This window comes from Proteiniphilum saccharofermentans (assembly GCF_900095135.1).
Classification (GTDB): domain Bacteria; phylum Bacteroidota; class Bacteroidia; order Bacteroidales; family Dysgonomonadaceae; genus Proteiniphilum; species Proteiniphilum saccharofermentans.
On sequence record NZ_LT605205.1, the window covers coordinates 2,891,331 to 2,909,848 of the forward strand.

Sequence of the window (18,518 nt, forward strand, 5' to 3'; positions counted from 1 at the left end):
TAAGAGAATTCAATGCGTTTAAATAAATAAAACATTACAATATGAGAAAGGTTATACAAACAACATTGTGGCTATTCATCGTCTTCGTATTTCTTTTATCATGCTCCGAAGGCAAAACAAAAGGGGATGTTGATTGGCAAAAAATTAACGTAATTTTCGATACAGATATGGGTAATGATGTAGACGATGCGCTTGCTTTGGATATGTTATATAAATATCTGGATCAGGACAGGATACAATTACTTGGTATTCCTACAACAAAGAAAAGTCCTTATTGCGTTGAATATATCGATATTATGAATACATGGTATGGCTATCCCGACATACCTATAGGAGTAGTAGTCAATGGAACTGAAACAGACAATGAGGATAATTTCGTACGTGCAGTATGCCAAATGGAGAAAGATGGCAGGCCTGCCTTCGAAAGGACGGTGAAAGACTACGAAACACTCCCTGCTTCAGTAACTCTCTACCGTAAATTATTAGCAGCACAGGAAGATAATTCGGTAGATATTATTTCGGTAGGGTTCTCAACTAACCTTGCCCAACTCCTGGATAGTCAGGGAGATGAATTTTCACCCCTTACAGGGAAAGAACTCGTGGCCAGGAAAGTGAAAGTCCTATCCGCTATGATGGGACACTTTCAGGACGAAAATTTTTCGGAATTCAATATCAACTGTGATATTCCTGCTGCTCAAAAAACAATCAACGAGTGGCCGACCCCCATAGTGGTATCTCCCTTCGAACTGGGTGAAACAATATTATATCCTGCCTCCAGCATCGAAAATGATTTCAAATGGAAAGAACCTAATCCGTTGGTTGAAGGATATAAAACCTATCTGGAGATGCCCTACGACCGTCAGACATGGGACCTGACCTCGGTACTTTACGTTGTCGAAGCAGATAAAGGTTTTTTTGGAGAATCACCTGCAGGTACGATAAATATTGATGATAAAGGGATTACCCGATTTACACCCGACGAAAAAGGGAAACATAAATACCTGACTGTCACGGAACAACAAAGGGAGCAAATAAGAGATTACTTCATTGACCTGATAACCCAAAAGCCGAAGAAATATCAGTGATAGATGTGGATTGCAACTGATTGTCAGTTTATCCAATTAAAATATTTGTATCATGAAATAAGACTTAAAGTTATGAAGAACATCTTTAAAACAGCCATAATGTGGTCGGTACTTATGATTACATTATCCTGCAATACGGGCCATTCAGAAAAAAATGAAGTAACGATTTCCAAAAGTGAACTTCTGGACAAGATCAAAGGCGGTTGGGCCGGACAGGTGATCGGATGCACCTACGGCGGTCCGACTGAGTTTCGTTGGAACGGTACAATGATTGACGACCATATAGCTATTCCATGGGATGACACCCGGATGTTGTGGTATTATAAAAATTCTCCGGGTCTATATGATGACATATATATGGATTTGACTTTTGTGGATGTTTTTGAAAAGCATGGTCTTGATGCACCCGACTCTTTGCATGCACTGGCATTTGCCCATGCTGAGTATCCTCTTTGGCATGCCAATCAGGCTGCACGTTATAATATACTTAACGGTATAATGCCTCCTGCTTCCGGGCATTGGAAAAATAACCCGCACGCCGACGATATCGATTTTCAGATTGAGGCTGATTTCGCGGGATTGATGTCCCCGGGTATGGTGAATTCGGCCGCTGCCATCTGTGACAGGATTGGCCACATCATGAATTACGGAGATGGCTTTTATGGCGGAATTTATGTGGCTGCGATGTATTCCCTGGCCTTTGTTCACAATGATATTGAATTTATAGTGGAAGAGGCTTTGAAGACTATCCCGGCCGAAAGTGAATTTTATCAATGCATAGCAGATGTAATTAAATGGTATAAAAACAATCCTGACGACTGGAAATCGGCATGGTTCGAAGCGCAGAAAAAATGGACACATGATAAAGGATGTCCCGACGGGGTTTTTATGCCGTTCAATATCGATGCCAAGATCAATGCAGCCTACATTGTAATCGGATTACTTTACGGCAAAGGCGATTACGGTGCAACAATAGATATAAGTACAAGGTGCGGCTATGATTCGGACTGTAATCCGGCCAATGCTGCCGGAATTCTGGGCACAATGATAGGATACAGCAATATCCCCGACTATTGGATGCAGGGTATTGAAAAAGTGGAAGATATGAACTTCCAATATACGGAAATGTCCCTTAATAAGGTGTATGATATAGGATTCCGCCATGCTGCCGAAATGATTAAAAGAAACGGAGGCATTGAGAATGACGATTCATTTATTATCCGGTACCAGGTTCCCCAAACAGTTCCTCTGGAGACAGGTTTTGAAGGGATTTATCCTACTGAAAGGAAAGATATAAGTACCCGGTTAACTGAGCAAAACAATGAAATTTCATTTGGTATAACCGGTTGTGGTTTTGTTCTCACAGGATATGCTTCAGCACAAAACAACCAGGAAAATAATGCGTTGGAAGCTGATCTTTATATTGATAACAATTTTATCGAAACGATAAAGATGCCAACACTGTCTCTTGTTCGCAGACATGATGTGGCATGGAACTATGACCTTTCCGAAGGTGAACATACTATAACATTAAAAACAAGGAATATTCCCGATGGTTACCATATTAATATAAGGGAACTCATTGTGTATTCCAGTAAAAATCCGGGAAAACACGTATATTTTTAATCCCGCTAACCAGGCACTGGCCCACACCGATCAGGGAAACTGTCACCAAAGAAATATATCATCTAAAAAACTCTGCTAAAAAAGGATTTTATAAAGAAAAAACAATTAGCACAATCGTTTTACTTATATCAATTCATACATTTCGGACAAATTCATTCGAAAATTCAACTTCTCGTCCCGTAAATCTTATTTTCCCTTGAGTGGCTTTGCTTATCCTGTATTTATCAGCTTTTCCATTCAAAACATGGATACCGCCATAATACAAAACCCCAACCAACTATTCGGTAATATCGACTATATTTGACTGGCGCTTTGTAACCTATTTTTTGGAATAAAACGAACAGAAATAACAGAATAAGCAGACAACCAGCCTGAAAATAACTTTATTTAACCAAATATAATTGCGAAAACGTTTGTTCTAATCAATATTGTCAATATATTTGCATTTATTTGATATAAATATCATGGATTTATATAGAATTATTGTCACGGGGAACTATAATACCGATATGGTAATCGCTCAATCGTTATCGACCGACATAGATCCAACCCTTATCGGCTGATAACAGACAGACCACGGACAATCTTTTCCAGGAGGTTCGGGATATTAAAAACAACGACTGATTATTTTCAATATACCATATTAATTTAAACAATTAAGAGAAAAATGAAATGAATAAAAAAAAATTAAATCTATGGAAAGGAACCTTATTCATGTTAGTATGGATATCTTCCGTGTGTCTGTTCGCTCAAAACATAACCATACAGGGAACGGTTACTGATACCAAAGGAGAAGCCCTAATTGGAGTATCTATTCAGGTTTCAGGAAAAACAACCGGTACTGTTACCGATACAAATGGCAGATTCACTTTAACCAATATCCCTTCAAACAGCATATTAGAGATCTCCTATTTAGGCATGATCTCACAAACCATTGCCTTGAATGGAGAAACGATATTGAATATTATTCTTCAGGAAGACATTGAGACTTTAGAAGAGGTAGTGGTCGTAGGTTATGGCACTGTAAAGAAGAAAGATTTGCTTGGCGCTGTATCTGTCGTCAAAGAGGATGCTTTGGCAGAACGTGTATCGGGTAACATAGTAGAGTCTATGCGTGGACTGACTTCAGGCGTAAAGATCACATCAAGTGGTCAGCCGGGCTCTAATGCTTCTATTATTATCCGCGGTCTGGGGAGCTTGACCAATAACAATCCTTTATTTATTATTGATGGGGCTTACGGCGGTAGCGACCTGGGTGTGAATGTGGAAGACATAGAATCTATTCAAATCCTGAAAGATGCATCATCAGCCGCGATTTACGGGTCGAGGGCAGCGAACGGGGTTGTAATCGTTACCACCAAACAAGGGAAAGAGGGACCTTTGAAAGTGAAATTCGACTCACAACTGACACTCAACTGGCTACCTCGTTATGATCTGATGGACGCCTCCACTTATAAGATTTATAATGACCGGGCCTATGAAGAAGCGATTCTGGCCGGAGTCGGTGGAATTACAAAACGTCAGAATCATTTCGATGGCGATACGGATTGGCAGGAAGAGATGCTGGGGACAGGCATATTACAGAATTACAATATTTCACTATCCGGCGGCTCTAACACTGTAAAGTATTATACTTCGTTAAATCGTATGGTAGATGACGGAGCATTATATCGTACCGGGTATGACAAATACGGATTCCGTCTTAATACAAGCGGACAGAAAGGAATATTCTCTTATGGTGAGAACTTCTATTATACCAAATCAAACAGGACACTGCTAAATGGTAATCCGTGGTATGATTTTATCTTTATGCCGCCCACAATTCCGGTATATGATGAATCCCACACAGGTGGATATGGTTATGGGGATGTTGACCGGGCTAATTCTTATGGCCGGAATCCGGTAGCAATGCAGGATTTAATGGAACGAAACAATGAAGAAGAATACCTGACCGGTAACGTCTTTGGCCAGGTATCGCTTTTCAATATGCTTGATGCCAGGTTGAATGTCGCTTATAAAAGCTATATGGGTGTTACCAATACCTTACGCAAAAAAGGAAACTGGGTTATGGGACAAGGAGATGATGCAGCGCATTTAGGATATAACAGCGCACAGAATCATGATATCCTGATAGAGCAAACCTATAATTTTAAACATAAGTTTGGCAAGCACGATGTAAATGCCTTAGGCGGCATCACTTATAATAAATTCCACGAAGAAGTCCGCTGGATTACCAAGTTAGATCCGTTAACGATCGGGGATAAATATATTAAATCGCTTGATGCCGCAACCGGCAACACAACCGCAGGAGGAAGTTACGGAGAATCTGCGCTGATATCCTATCTCGGACGGATCAATTATTCCTATGATGACAGATATCTGACACAGATAACCGCCCGTCGTGATGGGACTTCGCGTTTACCCAAAGATAAACGTTGGGGAAATTTCCTTTCCGTCTCATTGGGATGGCGTATCAGTGGAGAGGAGTTCTTTGATGTTCCGTTTATTGATGATTTGAAGATACGCGCTAATTATGGTACACTGGGAAATAGCAGTATTGGCTATTGGGATTATCAATCCACCATTAATACCGCTCCCCGGGCAATTATGGGTAATCCGGAAACAAAAGAGATCGGAATGATCCAGTCCCGATTAACCAATACCGATCTCGTTTGGGAGAAGAAAACCACAGCCAATGCCGGCTTTGACCTGGTAGGGCTGAATAACCGGCTACGTTTTTCTGCCGAATATTTTTATTCAAAGAGCGGAGACCTGCTGGTATACCTTCCTATTTTGATGAGCTCCGGAAATGAAGGAGGATCGCCTGCTGTGAATGCCGGAAGCCTGGAAAACAGAGGAGTTGAAGTAGAGATCGGATGGAATGATAAAGTGGGAGATTTTTCCTATTCAGCCTCGTTGAATGTGTCGCATTTAAAGAATAAGGTGATAGATCTGGGATACGGCCAGACAGTCTATTACACCGATTTGGCTAAAACAGAAATTGGGCAATCGCTTGGAATGTGGTATCTGTACAAAATGAATGGTATCTTCCAGTCGGGAGAAGAGGTCCGCAATTATACAAATTCGGAAGGAACAGTAATCCAGCCGAATGCTTTGCCTGGTGATATTAAATATGACGATTATAACGACGACGGTATTATTTCGTCGGACGACCGTCAGATTGTAGGGAATCCCTGGCCCAAATTAGAAATGGGATTGAATCTCGGAGCTTCTTATAGAAACTTTGATCTGAAGATCAATGGTTATGGACGATTCGGACATGACATCTGGAATGGATCGGCAGCAGCGGCTGGTGATTTTGCCAATAATCAAAACAACTTTAATGGTCTCAGACCCTGGACACAGGAATATCGTTCGAACGATCGCCCACGTATTGTATATGGGGATTCCCGAAATAGTCGCGGTGACCAGAGCCGCTGGTTGGAAGATGGCTCATTCTTCCGTTTAAGCGATATTACTTTGGGCTACTCCATTCCAGCTACCTTTTGCGAAAAGTTTGGTATAGACAGAGTTCGTGCATCGGTAACCCTGCAAAACATGGTCACATTAACCAAATATTCCGGGTTGGATCCTGAATTTGCAGATGGCGGTATCTTTACCATAGGGGCAGACAATTGCTCATTCCCCAATCCCCGGGCTGTTCAATTTGCCTTATCATTTACATTCTAACGAAAATAAACAGTTTTAATCGTATGAAACGAGCATATAACTCATTACACCCATCAACATGAATTACGAAGTAATCGACGCAGTCAATATTGCGAGTTCCATACACTATAATGTAAAAAATAAAATAATCGTATGAAAAAGATAATCAATTATATATTATGTCTTATCCTGGTAGTGTGCGTATCGTGCGATGCCTCTCTACTGGATATTCAAAATGAAAACACCCTGAGTACGGGCGTATTCTGGAAGACTGAGGCTGATATTGAAGCCGGCGTTATTTCCATATATGGGATGTTCTATCGTCAGGGTACATGGACAAGGAATATCTACACGCAAATGATAGGTATGGCGGATGAGGGAGTAAGTTATGCCGGTTGGACAGAACTGAATGAATATACCAAATTTATTTTTACCAATTATAATTTTGGAGAAACGAATGTGAAGATATGGAGAGAGCATTATGTGGCTATTTTCCGTGCCAATCAGGTATTGGATAACATAGAGAATATCACATTTGCCAATGACACCCATAAACAGGATTTAATAGGGCAAGCCAAATTTATGCGTGCTTTCTATTATTTCTACCTTACTATGCTTTGGGATAATGTCCCCCTTGTATTACAGACATCATCTGCAGCCGACCGCCCCATGCAAGCTACGCAAGAGGAAGTACTTACCCAGGTAGAAGAAGACCTGAAAGATGCTGTCAGCAAGCTTCCTCCTACACGTGACGCAAACAATACCGCTCGTCCTACAAAAGGTGCAGCCTACGGATTGCTTGCCAAAGCTTATGCACAACATCATAAATGGGAAGAAGCGAAAGAGTGTCTTGAATGGCTTATCGACGGCGAAGGGAAAAGCCACTATGATCTGGTAGCTGACTGGGAAAGCAATTTCAGTAACCATACGGAAAACAACAGAGAGGCGCTGTATGAAATACATTTCTCTCTGGTGAACCGGGTAGGATTCGACCAGACCGATAATTACCTGGATCCGAATGCGCAATTAGGTACTCAAATCGAAATGAATGCAGCACCTCCGGGTATTGGCTGGAACAATATAGAAGCAAGGCGTTGGTTGGTAGATTACTTTAAGCGCGAAAAAACAACCGACGGTAAATATGATCCCCGGTTATTTCATACCTTGTGGTATGACGGTGCATCATCCGATTTTCCGGAATATCCTGACCAATTGATTTATGGAGCGCCCTGGAACAGCGATTGGGGAAACCGTGTCTTTATAAGGAAATACAGCACGGATGCAATGCCGTTGTATTACTGGAACGATAATAACTTCCGTTCATTGCGCTATGCGGATATGCTGCTACTTTACGCCGAAGCGCTCAATGAACTGAGTGGCACACCGCCTGCCAAGGCCATTGAATGTGTCAATCGGGTACGTAATCGCGTAAACTTACCGAATATACAAAACAGCACCTATTATAACGGTACTCAGATAACGGGTAATAAAGATGCTTTCCGTGAACATTTAAAAATTGAGCGTGCCCTTGAGTTGGCTATGGAATGTGTGCGATGGATTGATTTGAAACGCTGGGGAATAAATAATGAAGCGACATTGAATGAGTTAAAAGCACGTGATTCGGACTTTAATAATTTCATTATTGGCAAGTCTATCCGTATGCCTATCCCGCAAAGTGAGGTTGACAACAATCCTAATTTAAATCAGAATGATAAATACTAATTGAAAATCTACAAATTATGACCAATATAAAATATTTATTAGGAACATTCGTGCTACTTTTGATGCTTTCCGGATGTGATGATAATGATTCCGGTTATGTAATCGAATCAGACTCCAACCGGTTTGGAGTGTATCCGGTAGCGATCCCTGTGAGTGCCGAAGGAGGAACATACGAACTGACAATAACCGGAAATGAAGCATGGACCATCGAATTAACCGAATCCAACAGTTCAGCTGTTGATTGGTGTACATTAAGCGAGACTTCGGGGAGTGGCAAGAAAGTAATCACTCTCACTGTTACTCCAAGCACTTCTTTTGTAAAATTGCGGTCGATCATTATAAACGTTAAGTCGGATGACAGAGTGCTGAGATCAAAAGTTCTCCAGGAAACCATGGTACTTGGCGAAGACGAAGTGTTGATAAATGGTATGGTATGGTCTACCAAAAATATTGGTGCACCGGGTGCATTTGCCTCTTCACCGGATGATCCGGGTATGTATTATCAGTTTAATCGGAAAACAGGCTATCCCAGCGGTCCGCAAGGTGATCCGGCACCGGAAAACTGGCCGGCCAGTTATACAAACGACGGAACCGACTGGCTTCCTGAAAACGATCCCTCTCCCGAAGGATGGCGTGTCCCTACCGCCGCAGAGATGGTAGCACTCTGGGAACTCGGAGCAACCTGGGTGTCAAAAGCGCAAACCGGATTTAACGTGGACGGCTTAATTATAGGTGTTCCCGCATCCATTGCAGCGAATGCCAACAAAGATAATCTGAAACAATTGGGTTGCCTGTTTCTTCCGCAAAGCGGATGGCGTAACGAAACCGGGATGGTCGATCGTGGATGGCTGTGCGCTGTTCGGACGGGCACATCATTAAGTCCCACACATGGCGGTATGTCTCTGGGAGATGCCGGAGGTTACCGCGACGTATGGGGCTGGGGTGACGGGCAAAAAATACGCGCAGCCATGATCCGGCCGGTGAAAGATATTCAGGTAGAAGACTAACTAATTAAGCATGCGGAATGAAATCATTTTTTATCTGTTTTATTGTAGTTCTGCTTTGGGGATGCCAAAGCAGAACTGATAGTGAGAGACCTCTTACTATTACCCCTCAAATCAGATATGAATTCAGTGGCGGTGCAGGGCATTACAACTATGCCCCCAGCGTCATACAGGATCAGTATGGGATCCGTTATGGATTTATATGTGAAAACCGTGATCCCTTCGAAATAGTGGATTATGTATACCTGTATAAGGGAATCCCTACTGCCGATGGCTATGTATGGCAACCCGGTACTCAGATTATTGCTCCCTCCGAAACAGGCTGGGACAACTGCCATATCTGTGATCCGGATGTCCGCGAGTTTAAAACCACATATAAGGGAGAGACTTACAATTGGATTATGACCTATTTAGGTGTTGACCAATGGGACAGTAAACATAATCAGATCGGACTGGCCATCTCCAAAAACATTGAAGGACCCTATATTAAATTCGATCGTAATCCTTTGATACCATACGAAGACAGAACAAAATGGGGAGTCGGGCAGAGTACGACAATTGTCAAGGATTCCACGACCATCCAATTATTCTATAGTTCCACGACCGAGAATGGCAGATTTTGCATGCGTGAAATCAAAATGAATGATCTGGATAACATCGTGATAGGAGAAGAGAAGCCGATCCGTTTTATGGGATCCAACAATTATCCGGCCATGTCTGATAAGAATATATATATGGTTTCCGAGATGCGTGTTGGTCCTATCGAGGAAATACCTACCTGGGTAGGCGATGTCTCTCGTTTAGCCTATATGCCAAGAACGGAAGATATGTTTTCCGAAGAGAATCGTTGGATAGAAATCGGACATGTCGGACCTGAAGAATCGGGTTTCCCGAGAAATCATAATCCCGGTATTCTGACCGATACCAAAGGATATATGCTGAATGATGACGAGCTCATAATGTATTTTACTCCGGCCATGACAGGAGAAAACTGGCTGTGGTCTTATGATCTGTATTCAGCAACATTTAATCTCAAAAGTTATTTTAAATGAGAAAAACTCTATTTCTAATGTTGTGTCTTGTGTATATCCTTGCCTTCCCTTTTGGGAAGACAAGGGCACAACGGCATAATATTCCTGTAGTGGTCATTACCGATTTATACCATCCTTATCAGGATCCGGGAGATAATATGGATCTTATCATGGGGTTCGGCTTACCGGATGTTGACCTGAAAGCTGTGCTTTTAGATATTACAGATGCTTTCAGAAAGGATACGGCCGACCATCCGACATTATGGAAAGATCCGAGAGGACCGAGAGAGGCCGGTATCATTCCGGTGGAACAACTAAACTATATTTTCAATAAAAAGATACCATATGCACTCGGCCCGTTATCCATGATGAAATCGGAAGAGGATAAGATGGAAGATTTACCTGATTATGAACAAGAAGCGATTTCATTGTTCATAAAAATATTAACAGAATGTGAAGAACCCGTTGAAATCCTTTCTTTTGGTTCGGCAAGAATACTGGCAGTAGCCTATAACCGCAATCCAGACCTGTTAAAAAAGAAAATAAGTAAAATCCATCTGAGTGCCGGGACGGCAAGTAAAAACCACGAATTAGGAAGCGACGAAGGAGCGAATGCCATTCCAGGAGGAGAATGGAACGTGGCCCTGGATGTATTTGCTTTTACCAGAATCTTACAATCCGATCTTCCGGTAGCTATCTATCCGTGTGCAGGTAAAGATGGAGGATTTATTAAAGATAAGAATAACACCTATTGGAGATTACCTGATATGGAATTTACCAAACAAATGGATCCCCGGTTACGACAATATCTGGACTTTGCTTTCAACCGGAAATTGCAATATGATTTTCTTCGGGCAATGGATGCTGCATATCCGGTAAATATAAATATTGACCAATATCCAAAACCATTTCATGTATGGGAAAGTGCGATCTGGTTAAAAGCGACACAAAGGGAAATCGTGTGTACTCCCGGTGGGGAGTACTTCCTTATCAAAGAAGGGAATGTCAGGGAGGGCGACCGGATAATAAAGAACGAACTGCGCCGTTGTAATATCACCGAGATAAGAAATGACGGGCGCTTCCAGTTCTTATATACCGATAAGCCGTCTGAAAAAGAAATTTACTATCGCCCTGACCTTGAAGAGAACGAGAAAGCATTTCAGAAGGTGATTCCCGAACTATATATCTCTATTTCACCCAATCATTAACTCAAAAATATATATTTATGACCGACAACAAATTTCATGTAGTAAGCCTTTTATTACTGATCGCTTTGTCCGGCTGCACATCTAAAGACCGGAGTACACAAACTGTTTCAGATGCACAGAAAATTATCTTTGAAACGGATATCGGCAACGATGTGGATGATGCCTTAGCGCTGGATATGCTCTATAAATACATGGATGCAGGAGACATAAACTTGTTAGGGATTATGATCAACAAAGAAGGTATATATCCCCCTGAATATACGGACATTATGAATACCTGGTATGGTTACCCTGAAATTCCTGTTGGTATCATACACAATGGTGCGGACTGCGAGAATGATGCTACCAATTATGCCAAATGTGTATCCCTGATGAACAAAGAGAACGGGGAGCCGATATTTCACCGTTCCCTCAAAGACTATTCAACTCTACCGGAAGCGCATATTCTGTATCGTGAACTATTGGCTAAACAACCCGATAATTCCGTTACAATTATCTCTGTAGGTTTCTCTACCAATCTGGCCCGTTTACTGGATACTCCCGGAGATGATTTTTCACCACTGACAGGAAAAGAGTTGGTTGCAAAGAAAGTGAAGCTATTATGCACCATGGCAGGATGCTTCAATAATCCGGATCTATATGAGTACAACATCGTGAAAGACATTCCAGCCGCAAAAAAGGTCTTTGCCGAATGGCCGACACGTGTGGTAACTTCTCCCTTTGAAGTGGGAATTGCAATCAACTATCCGGGCGCCAGCATTGAAAATGATTTCGGATGGGCACCGGCACACCCGATGGTAGAGGCTTATAAATGTTATCTGGAAATGCCTTATGACCGTCCTACCTGGGATCTGACTTCAGTATTATATTCAGTGGAAGGTCCCTCTTATTTCAATATTTCTCCTGCAGGTAAGATTGATGTAACGGATAAAGGAGTTACTACTTTTACAGCCGATGAGAAAGGTGATCGGTATTATTTAATGGTGGATTCCATTCAGGCTGAGAATATCAAGCAACATTTTATTGAATTGATCAGCCAGCAACCGGCCAATTTCAAATAAATATCCGGACACAAACACACCTTTAAAACAATAAGTAACATGATTAAATATTTCTTTCTACTCATCGGAATATGGTTTATATTTTCCTGTTCGGAAGGGGATCCCATTGAGCCACCTATTGACCCTCCGGGGCCGGGAAACCCGATTTCAGCTATCGCTACTCCGGAATTCGTATTCGGGTTTCAGGGGGAAAGCAGGTATTCTTATTGTCCAAGTGTATTGCAACAGGAAGACGGAAGTATTCACATGTTCTTCTGCGGAAATCCCAATAATCTGATCATGGTCGATAATATTTATCATATAAAGATCAATCCCGATGGTACGAAGACAAGTGCCAAAAGCGTCCTGCAGCCCGGAGTATCGGGTTCGTGGGACGACCATCATACGTGTGATCCTTCGGTTATTGCCGGCGATTTCACCTGGGATGGTGTAACCTATAAATATGCCATGTTTTTCCTGAGCAATATGTATGGAGTATATTACAATGAAATCGGCGTAGCATTCAGTAACAAGCTGGATACGGACAGTTGGGTAAAATACCCGGAACAGATTGTAAAAAAGACATGGTCCACACCCGGGGATCAGAGTGTCGGCGGATCCGGTAAAGCATGGGGAGTAGGTCAACCATCTGTAGTATCTTTGGATGGAAAAGGCAAAGTACTACTGACATATACCGTCGGAGATATCGGCGGTACGCGGATTGTATGGTCGGAAGCGGATTTCAGTAATATGGATAACTATACGATAACTTCACCTCAAACTATCGTACAAAGCGGATTGAAAGCAATAGACAACCAAAGTGCGGATTACACCTGCAACGCTGATTTTGCCATCAACAAAGAAGCCGACAAGATCATAATGATCCGTCCGGTACAACCCCATCCGACTGATTATCCGGCTTACCTGAATACCTCACTGGAAATCGATTACATGAATCTTTCCGATTTTATGAATCAAACAGGTAGCTGGAAACCTATATATCGCATTACGCCGGAGGATACCGGATATCCGCGTAACCACAACGCGGCCCTATTGAGAGATAATCTGGGATACTTACAAGACTGGGAGAAACCAACATTTTACTTTACAGTCAGTAAAGCTGCTCCTGATGTACAACCTTCAGGCAATAACCATGCGGAATGGACATACCATATTTGGAAAAGTCAAATAGTTAAAGAATAATTTATATAATATGAGTAAGATAGTAGTGATTGGCAGTTCCAATACGGATTTAATCGCGAAAGTAAAAAAGTTTCCCAAGGCAGGTGAAACAATTAAGGGGGTCTCCTATCTCCAGGCGATGGGGGGCAAAGGAGCGAATCAGGCAGTGGCCGCACATCGGCTCGGGGGAACAGTGAAATTTGTAACCAGCCTGGGCAAAGACACCAATGGACTGAATTCTCTGGAATACTATAAGGAAGAGGGATTGGATGTCTCTCTATCTTTGATTGTCGAGGATACCTCTTCAGGAATAGCTATGATTTGGGTGGACGAGAAAGGAGAAAACAGCATTGTAATAATCTCAGGAGCGAATGAGATGCTTTCTGCCGGATATATCCGCGAAATCGAAAAAGAGATATTGGAGGCTGACTTGATTGTCCTGCAAATGGAGATCCCATACGACACGGTCAAAGTCATTTGCGACCTTGCCTATGAAAACAAGAAACAGATACTGTTAAACGTGGCGCCCGCGAGAAAGTTAGATGAGGATATCATTAAAAAGATAGATATTCTGATCGTAAACGAAACCGAAGCCGAAATCGTTTCAGGAGAAATAATAGAGCATATCGGTGAAGACGGAATTGTTGACAAATTATTGGCTTTGGGCGTAAAAACAGTTGTCCTGACATTGGGCAAACAAGGCTGCATAGTAAAAAACGACCAAATATATTTACAGATACCGGCTTTCTCTGTGGAAACAGTAGATACGACAGCAGCAGGCGACACGTTCTGCGGTGCTTTAGCCGCAGAACTAAGCAAAGGTCGCAGTTGGCATGAGACGCTTGAATTTGCATCCGCAGCAGCCGCCATTTGTGTCACACGTATGGGAGCACAGCCTTCTATACCGACAGAAACCGAAGTGCGTAACTTCTTAAAAATGAAAACAACAAACCATTAATTTATATCGAATTTATGTTTATCGTACAAAATTATCCGTTAGCAGTATTACTCTGCCTTATTACCATGCTTTGCTGGGGATCGTGGGGCAATACGCAAAAATTGGCCGCAAAGACATGGCGGTATGAACTGTTCTATTGGGATTACGTAATCGGTATTGTACTCCTTTCCCTCATTTTGGGATTCACGCTGGGAAGTATTGGCGAGCAGGGGCGCAGTTTTACCGACGATATCGTACAGGTAGATGCAAATAATTTCCGGAGTGCATTTGTAGGAGGTATTATTTTTAATGCATCCAATATATTATTGTCGGCTTCCATCTCATTGGCAGGAATGTCGGTCGCTTTTCCCGTGGGAGTGGGATTGGCACTTGTATTAGGTGTATTTATCAATTACTTCGGTGCACCGAAAGGTGACCCTGTCATCCTGTTTGCAGGTGTAGTCCTGATCGTTATTGCTATTATTCTGAACGGCCTTGCTTCGGGAAAAGTGAGTTCGGGAACGGAAGCAGGCAGAAACAAAAAGAAAGGGATTATTATTGCCGTATGTGCCGGGATCCTGATGTCTTTCTTCTATCGGTTTGTCGCTTCTGCTATGGACCTGAATAACCTGGAGAACCCCACACCCGGGATGCTGACTCCCTACGGTGCATTCTTTATTTTCTCGTTAGGGATATTGGCAAGTAATTTCATATTCAACACCGTTGTCATGAAGAGACCCTTTATGGGAGAACCGGTGAGTTATTCCCAATATTTCAAAGGCAGCCCGGGTACACATTCAGTGGGAATTTTAGGTGGTATTATCTGGGGTGTGGGTACGGCTTTGAGCTATATTGCCGCAGGAAAAGCCGGTCCGGCCATTTCTTATGCTTTGGGGCAGGGTGCACCCATGATCGCCGCTTTATGGGGTGTATTCATATGGAAAGAGTTCAAAGGCGCTTCTAAGCCGGTAAATCTGTTACTGACGCTTATGTTTATCCTGTTTATCGCAGGATTGGCCATGATTGTCGTCTCCGGCGGAAGTTAGACGCAAGCAAAGCCTTTAAATAATCTATTTTGGGATGATGGTTCACTACGGGTTGAGGCCATCATCCTTTTATTTTCCGACTTACCACATTAACACCCCAGTCTCCCCCTATCGTCACATCATCACATCGTCACATCATCACTGTCTTCCTCTTCCTCCCATACCACTTCAGGTTTCTGCGGACCCTGTTTGCGGAAAACAATAGCAAAAATGAGACCGCTAATGGCACCCGACAGATGTCCTTCCCATGAAATTGAAGTATCCACCATCTCCGTGATGGGAAAAATACTCCAGATAGTGCTTCCATAAATAAATGCAACAATCAGGGAAACCGCGACCAAAGGGATATACTTCCTGAAAATTCCGCTAAAGAAGAGAAAGAAAAGGAGCCCAAACACAAGTCCGCTTGCACCCACATGATAAGAGCCACGTCCGATGATCCATGTCAGAAATCCACTTGAAAGCCAGAGACAGATGAAAGCACCAAAAGCGATCTTACTGTAAAAATAGAACAAAAACCAGATCAATATCAGCAGAGGGAGCGTATTCGACAGCAAATGGGAAAAAGAGCTATGTATAAAAGGTGAAAAGATGATCCCCACCAAACCGTCAACAACTCCCGGCAATATCCCCAAACGTGAGAAGTCCCATGTAAACACCCCTGCATAGTCGACAATAAATGCCACCCAGACCAGGACGACAAACACAATGGCGGGCAGGAGAGCAAGCCGCGCCCGCTTCTTCTCTATATTGTACCATGATGAGTTATCGATATTCATTTTCTGGAATATACCCTCTTTTTCATCTGTTTTTTACAAATATACAAACTATTTTTTTCTCCCCCGCACAAGTGTAGAAAACCGAAAATTATTTATTCTTTGCTTGTAGATTAGATTTCATTTTATTATCTTTCGCAGGAATTAAGTGGCACATATTACCCTAAATTATACAACGATGAGTTACTTGAAATTTGACAAAGACCTGATGATTAACCTGGAGTATTCTCTATACCGAAATGTTTTGAGAACAAACCGAAGGGGAGCTTATCAGAATACATCCATATCCGGCTGCAATACAACCAAATACCAGGGGCTTCTTGTAATGCCCGTACCTTACCTTGACGATGAGAATCATCTCATCCTCTCCTCTTTTGATGAAACGGTAATACAGCACGGGGCAGAATTTAACCTCGGGATTCACCGCTATGCCGGCGACAATTACAACCCGAAGGGACACAAATATATCCGGGAGTTCAACTGCGACAGCGTACCCAAAACTATCTACCGTGTGGGAGGGGTAATCCTTTCGAAGGAAATCATGTTCTCCTCGAAAGAGAACCGATTGATGATCCGCTATACGCTTTTAGACGCCCATTCCCCTACTACCATCCGTTTTAAACCTTTCCTGGCTTTTAGAAAGATATCCCAACTCACACGGGAAAACGATCAGGTAGACAAATCCTACCGCGAAGTAGAAAACGGTATCAGTACCTGTATGTATTTCGGTTACCCCGAACTGTTCATGCAGTTCAATAAAAAACCGGAATTTGTCTATCATCCCGACTGGTATCGCGACATTGAGTATCTGCAAGATCTACAAAGCGGTGACACATTCCAGGAAGACCTTTATGTACCGGGCTACTTCGAAATGTCTATCACTAAAGGTGAAGAGATTATCTTCTCTACCGGAGATATTATGGTAGACACCTCTACCCTGGCAAAAGAGTTTGATTATGAAACACATAAGCGAACTCCACGCTCCAACTTCTATAACTGCCTCAAGAACTCAAGCCATCAGTTTTATTATATCCCTCAAAAGGATGAATATTACCTTCTGGCGGGATATCCCTGGTTCAAAGTGCGTGCCCGTGACCAGTTCATTGCTCTTCCCGGTTGTACACTTTCGGTAGATAAACCGCAGGATTTTGAACTGATGATGGATACAGCCATTCCTCACTTGCGGGATTTTATGAAGGACAAGCCATCGAAAAGCTATCTGAAGCAGATAGACGATCCCGACGTATTACTATGGGTGATATGGGCGCTTCAGCAGTTCTGGAAAGAGAAGAAGGATATTTTCCTGGAGAAATACAGTGATTTCATAAATGAAATCATTGATTATATAACCACAGGTAAGCATCCCAATCTGGTTCTGGATCAAGAGACCGAATTACTTTCCACCTACGGCCGTGATGTATCTGTCAGTTGGATGAATGCCTCCATCGACGGCAAACCGGCCGTACCCAGATCAGGCTATCTGGTAGAATTTAACGCACTCTGGTACAATGCGTTGAAATTCTCAGAAGAAATAGCCCGGACAAAAAATAAAGATAAAGTGGCATCTGATTTTGAAGAACGTGCACGCTTAGCGGGTAATTCTTTTAAAGAACTCTTCCTCAATCCTGCCGGCTATCTTTATGATTATGTCGACGGAAACTATAAAGATCCGGATGTACGCCCCAACATGCTCTTTGCCGTATCACTCCCTTATTCGCCTCTGGAAAGAGGACAAAAGAAATCAGTGATCGATTTTATCACCAAAGAACTGCTGGCCGCCTGTGGTATACGATCGCTTACCCCGAAAAGTGATAAATTCCGTCCCCATTACACAGGAACGGAGAATGAAAAAAAATTCGCCTATTTCAACGGGATGTCTTTCCCATGGTTATTCGCCCACTATATTGAAGCTTATTTAAACCTGTTCCATATGAGTGGATTATCTCTGGCAGACAGGATCATGGTAGAAATGGAGGGGCAGATGCAGAACGACTGTATCGGTAGTATCTCGGAATTCTATGATTCACACCCACCATTCATTGCCCATGGAGGATATTCCTTTGCCATGAGTGTAGGTGAGTTGCTGAGGGCACAACGGATTATCAGTAGGTATAGTACTGAATTGGAAAACGGGAGATAGGTTTTTAATGTGCCAATAAGAATAATATGCCAATGAGATTGATAGAGATTGA

General features: G+C 42.5%; 13 protein-coding genes. 12 read left to right on the top strand and 1 reads right to left on the bottom strand.

The window, feature by feature from the left end; all coding sequences use genetic code 11:
• The first annotated feature begins 41 nt into the window (after positions 1-41).
• The 11 genes from PSM36_RS11270 to PSM36_RS11320 all read left to right on the top strand — a co-directional run bounded on the left by PSM36_RS11270 (position 42) and on the right by PSM36_RS11320 (position 15,550).
• The gene (locus tag PSM36_RS11270) at positions 42-1,085 is read left to right on the top strand and encodes a nucleoside hydrolase (protein ID WP_076930977.1); all 1,044 of its coding nucleotides are present in this window, start codon (positions 42-44) and stop codon (positions 1,083-1,085) included.
• Positions 1,086-1,157: 72 nt separating this feature from the next.
• On the top strand, positions 1,158-2,711 hold the full coding sequence (locus tag PSM36_RS11275; protein ID WP_076932216.1) for an ADP-ribosylglycohydrolase family protein: 1,554 nt from the start codon (positions 1,158-1,160) through the stop codon (positions 2,709-2,711).
• A 672-nt stretch (positions 2,712-3,383) separates the two neighbouring features.
• On the top strand, positions 3,384-6,401 hold the full coding sequence (locus PSM36_RS11280; RefSeq protein ID WP_076930978.1) for a SusC/RagA family TonB-linked outer membrane protein: 3,018 nt from the start codon (positions 3,384-3,386) through the stop codon (positions 6,399-6,401).
• A gap of 132 nt (positions 6,402-6,533) precedes the next feature.
• Positions 6,534-8,102: a RagB/SusD family nutrient uptake outer membrane protein gene (locus tag PSM36_RS11285; protein WP_019540313.1), complete on the top strand. Its 1,569-nt coding sequence runs from the start codon at positions 6,534-6,536 to the stop codon at positions 8,100-8,102.
• Positions 8,103-8,119: 17 nt separating this feature from the next.
• Positions 8,120-9,109 carry a BACON domain-containing protein gene (locus tag PSM36_RS11290; protein ID WP_019540312.1) on the top strand — a complete coding sequence of 330 codons (990 nt, stop codon included), beginning with the start codon at positions 8,120-8,122 and terminating at the stop codon, positions 9,107-9,109.
• A 17-nt stretch (positions 9,110-9,126) separates the two neighbouring features.
• Complete coding sequence (locus PSM36_RS11295) at positions 9,127-10,158, top strand: hypothetical protein (protein ID WP_019540311.1); 1,032 nt, start codon at positions 9,127-9,129, stop codon at positions 10,156-10,158.
• Positions 10,155-11,345, top strand: a complete 1,191-nt coding sequence (locus PSM36_RS11300) for a nucleoside hydrolase (RefSeq protein ID WP_026327463.1) — start codon at positions 10,155-10,157, stop codon at positions 11,343-11,345. The genes PSM36_RS11295 and PSM36_RS11300 overlap by 4 nt, the downstream gene beginning before the upstream one ends.
• Positions 11,346-11,362: 17 nt before the next feature.
• Positions 11,363-12,406 carry a nucleoside hydrolase gene (locus PSM36_RS11305; RefSeq protein ID WP_076930979.1) on the top strand — a complete coding sequence of 348 codons (1,044 nt, stop codon included), beginning with the start codon at positions 11,363-11,365 and terminating at the stop codon, positions 12,404-12,406.
• A 39-nt stretch (positions 12,407-12,445) separates the two neighbouring features.
• Entirely contained in the window at positions 12,446-13,588 is a 1,143-nt protein-coding gene (locus PSM36_RS11310) for a glycoside hydrolase family protein (protein WP_076930980.1), read from the top strand.
• 10 nt (positions 13,589-13,598) lie between these two features.
• Complete coding sequence (rbsK, locus tag PSM36_RS11315) at positions 13,599-14,525, top strand: ribokinase (RefSeq protein ID WP_019540307.1); 927 nt, start codon at positions 13,599-13,601, stop codon at positions 14,523-14,525.
• A gap of 14 nt (positions 14,526-14,539) precedes the next feature.
• Positions 14,540-15,550, top strand: a complete 1,011-nt coding sequence (locus PSM36_RS11320; protein WP_076930981.1) for a GRP family sugar transporter — start codon at positions 14,540-14,542, stop codon at positions 15,548-15,550.
• A gap of 122 nt (positions 15,551-15,672) precedes the next feature.
• Here PSM36_RS11320 and PSM36_RS11325 read toward each other — a convergent pair whose 3' ends face one another.
• Complete coding sequence (locus PSM36_RS11325; protein ID WP_076930982.1) at positions 15,673-16,329, bottom strand: rhomboid family intramembrane serine protease; 657 nt, start codon at positions 16,327-16,329, stop codon at positions 15,673-15,675.
• Positions 16,330-16,504: 175 nt separating this feature from the next.
• Between PSM36_RS11325 and PSM36_RS11330 the strand changes: the two genes are divergently transcribed.
• Positions 16,505-18,466 (top strand): glycogen debranching enzyme N-terminal domain-containing protein, encoded by a 1,962-nt coding sequence (locus PSM36_RS11330; protein WP_019540304.1) that lies wholly within the window; start codon positions 16,505-16,507, stop codon positions 18,464-18,466.
• The last annotated feature ends 52 nt before the right edge of the window (positions 18,467-18,518 follow it).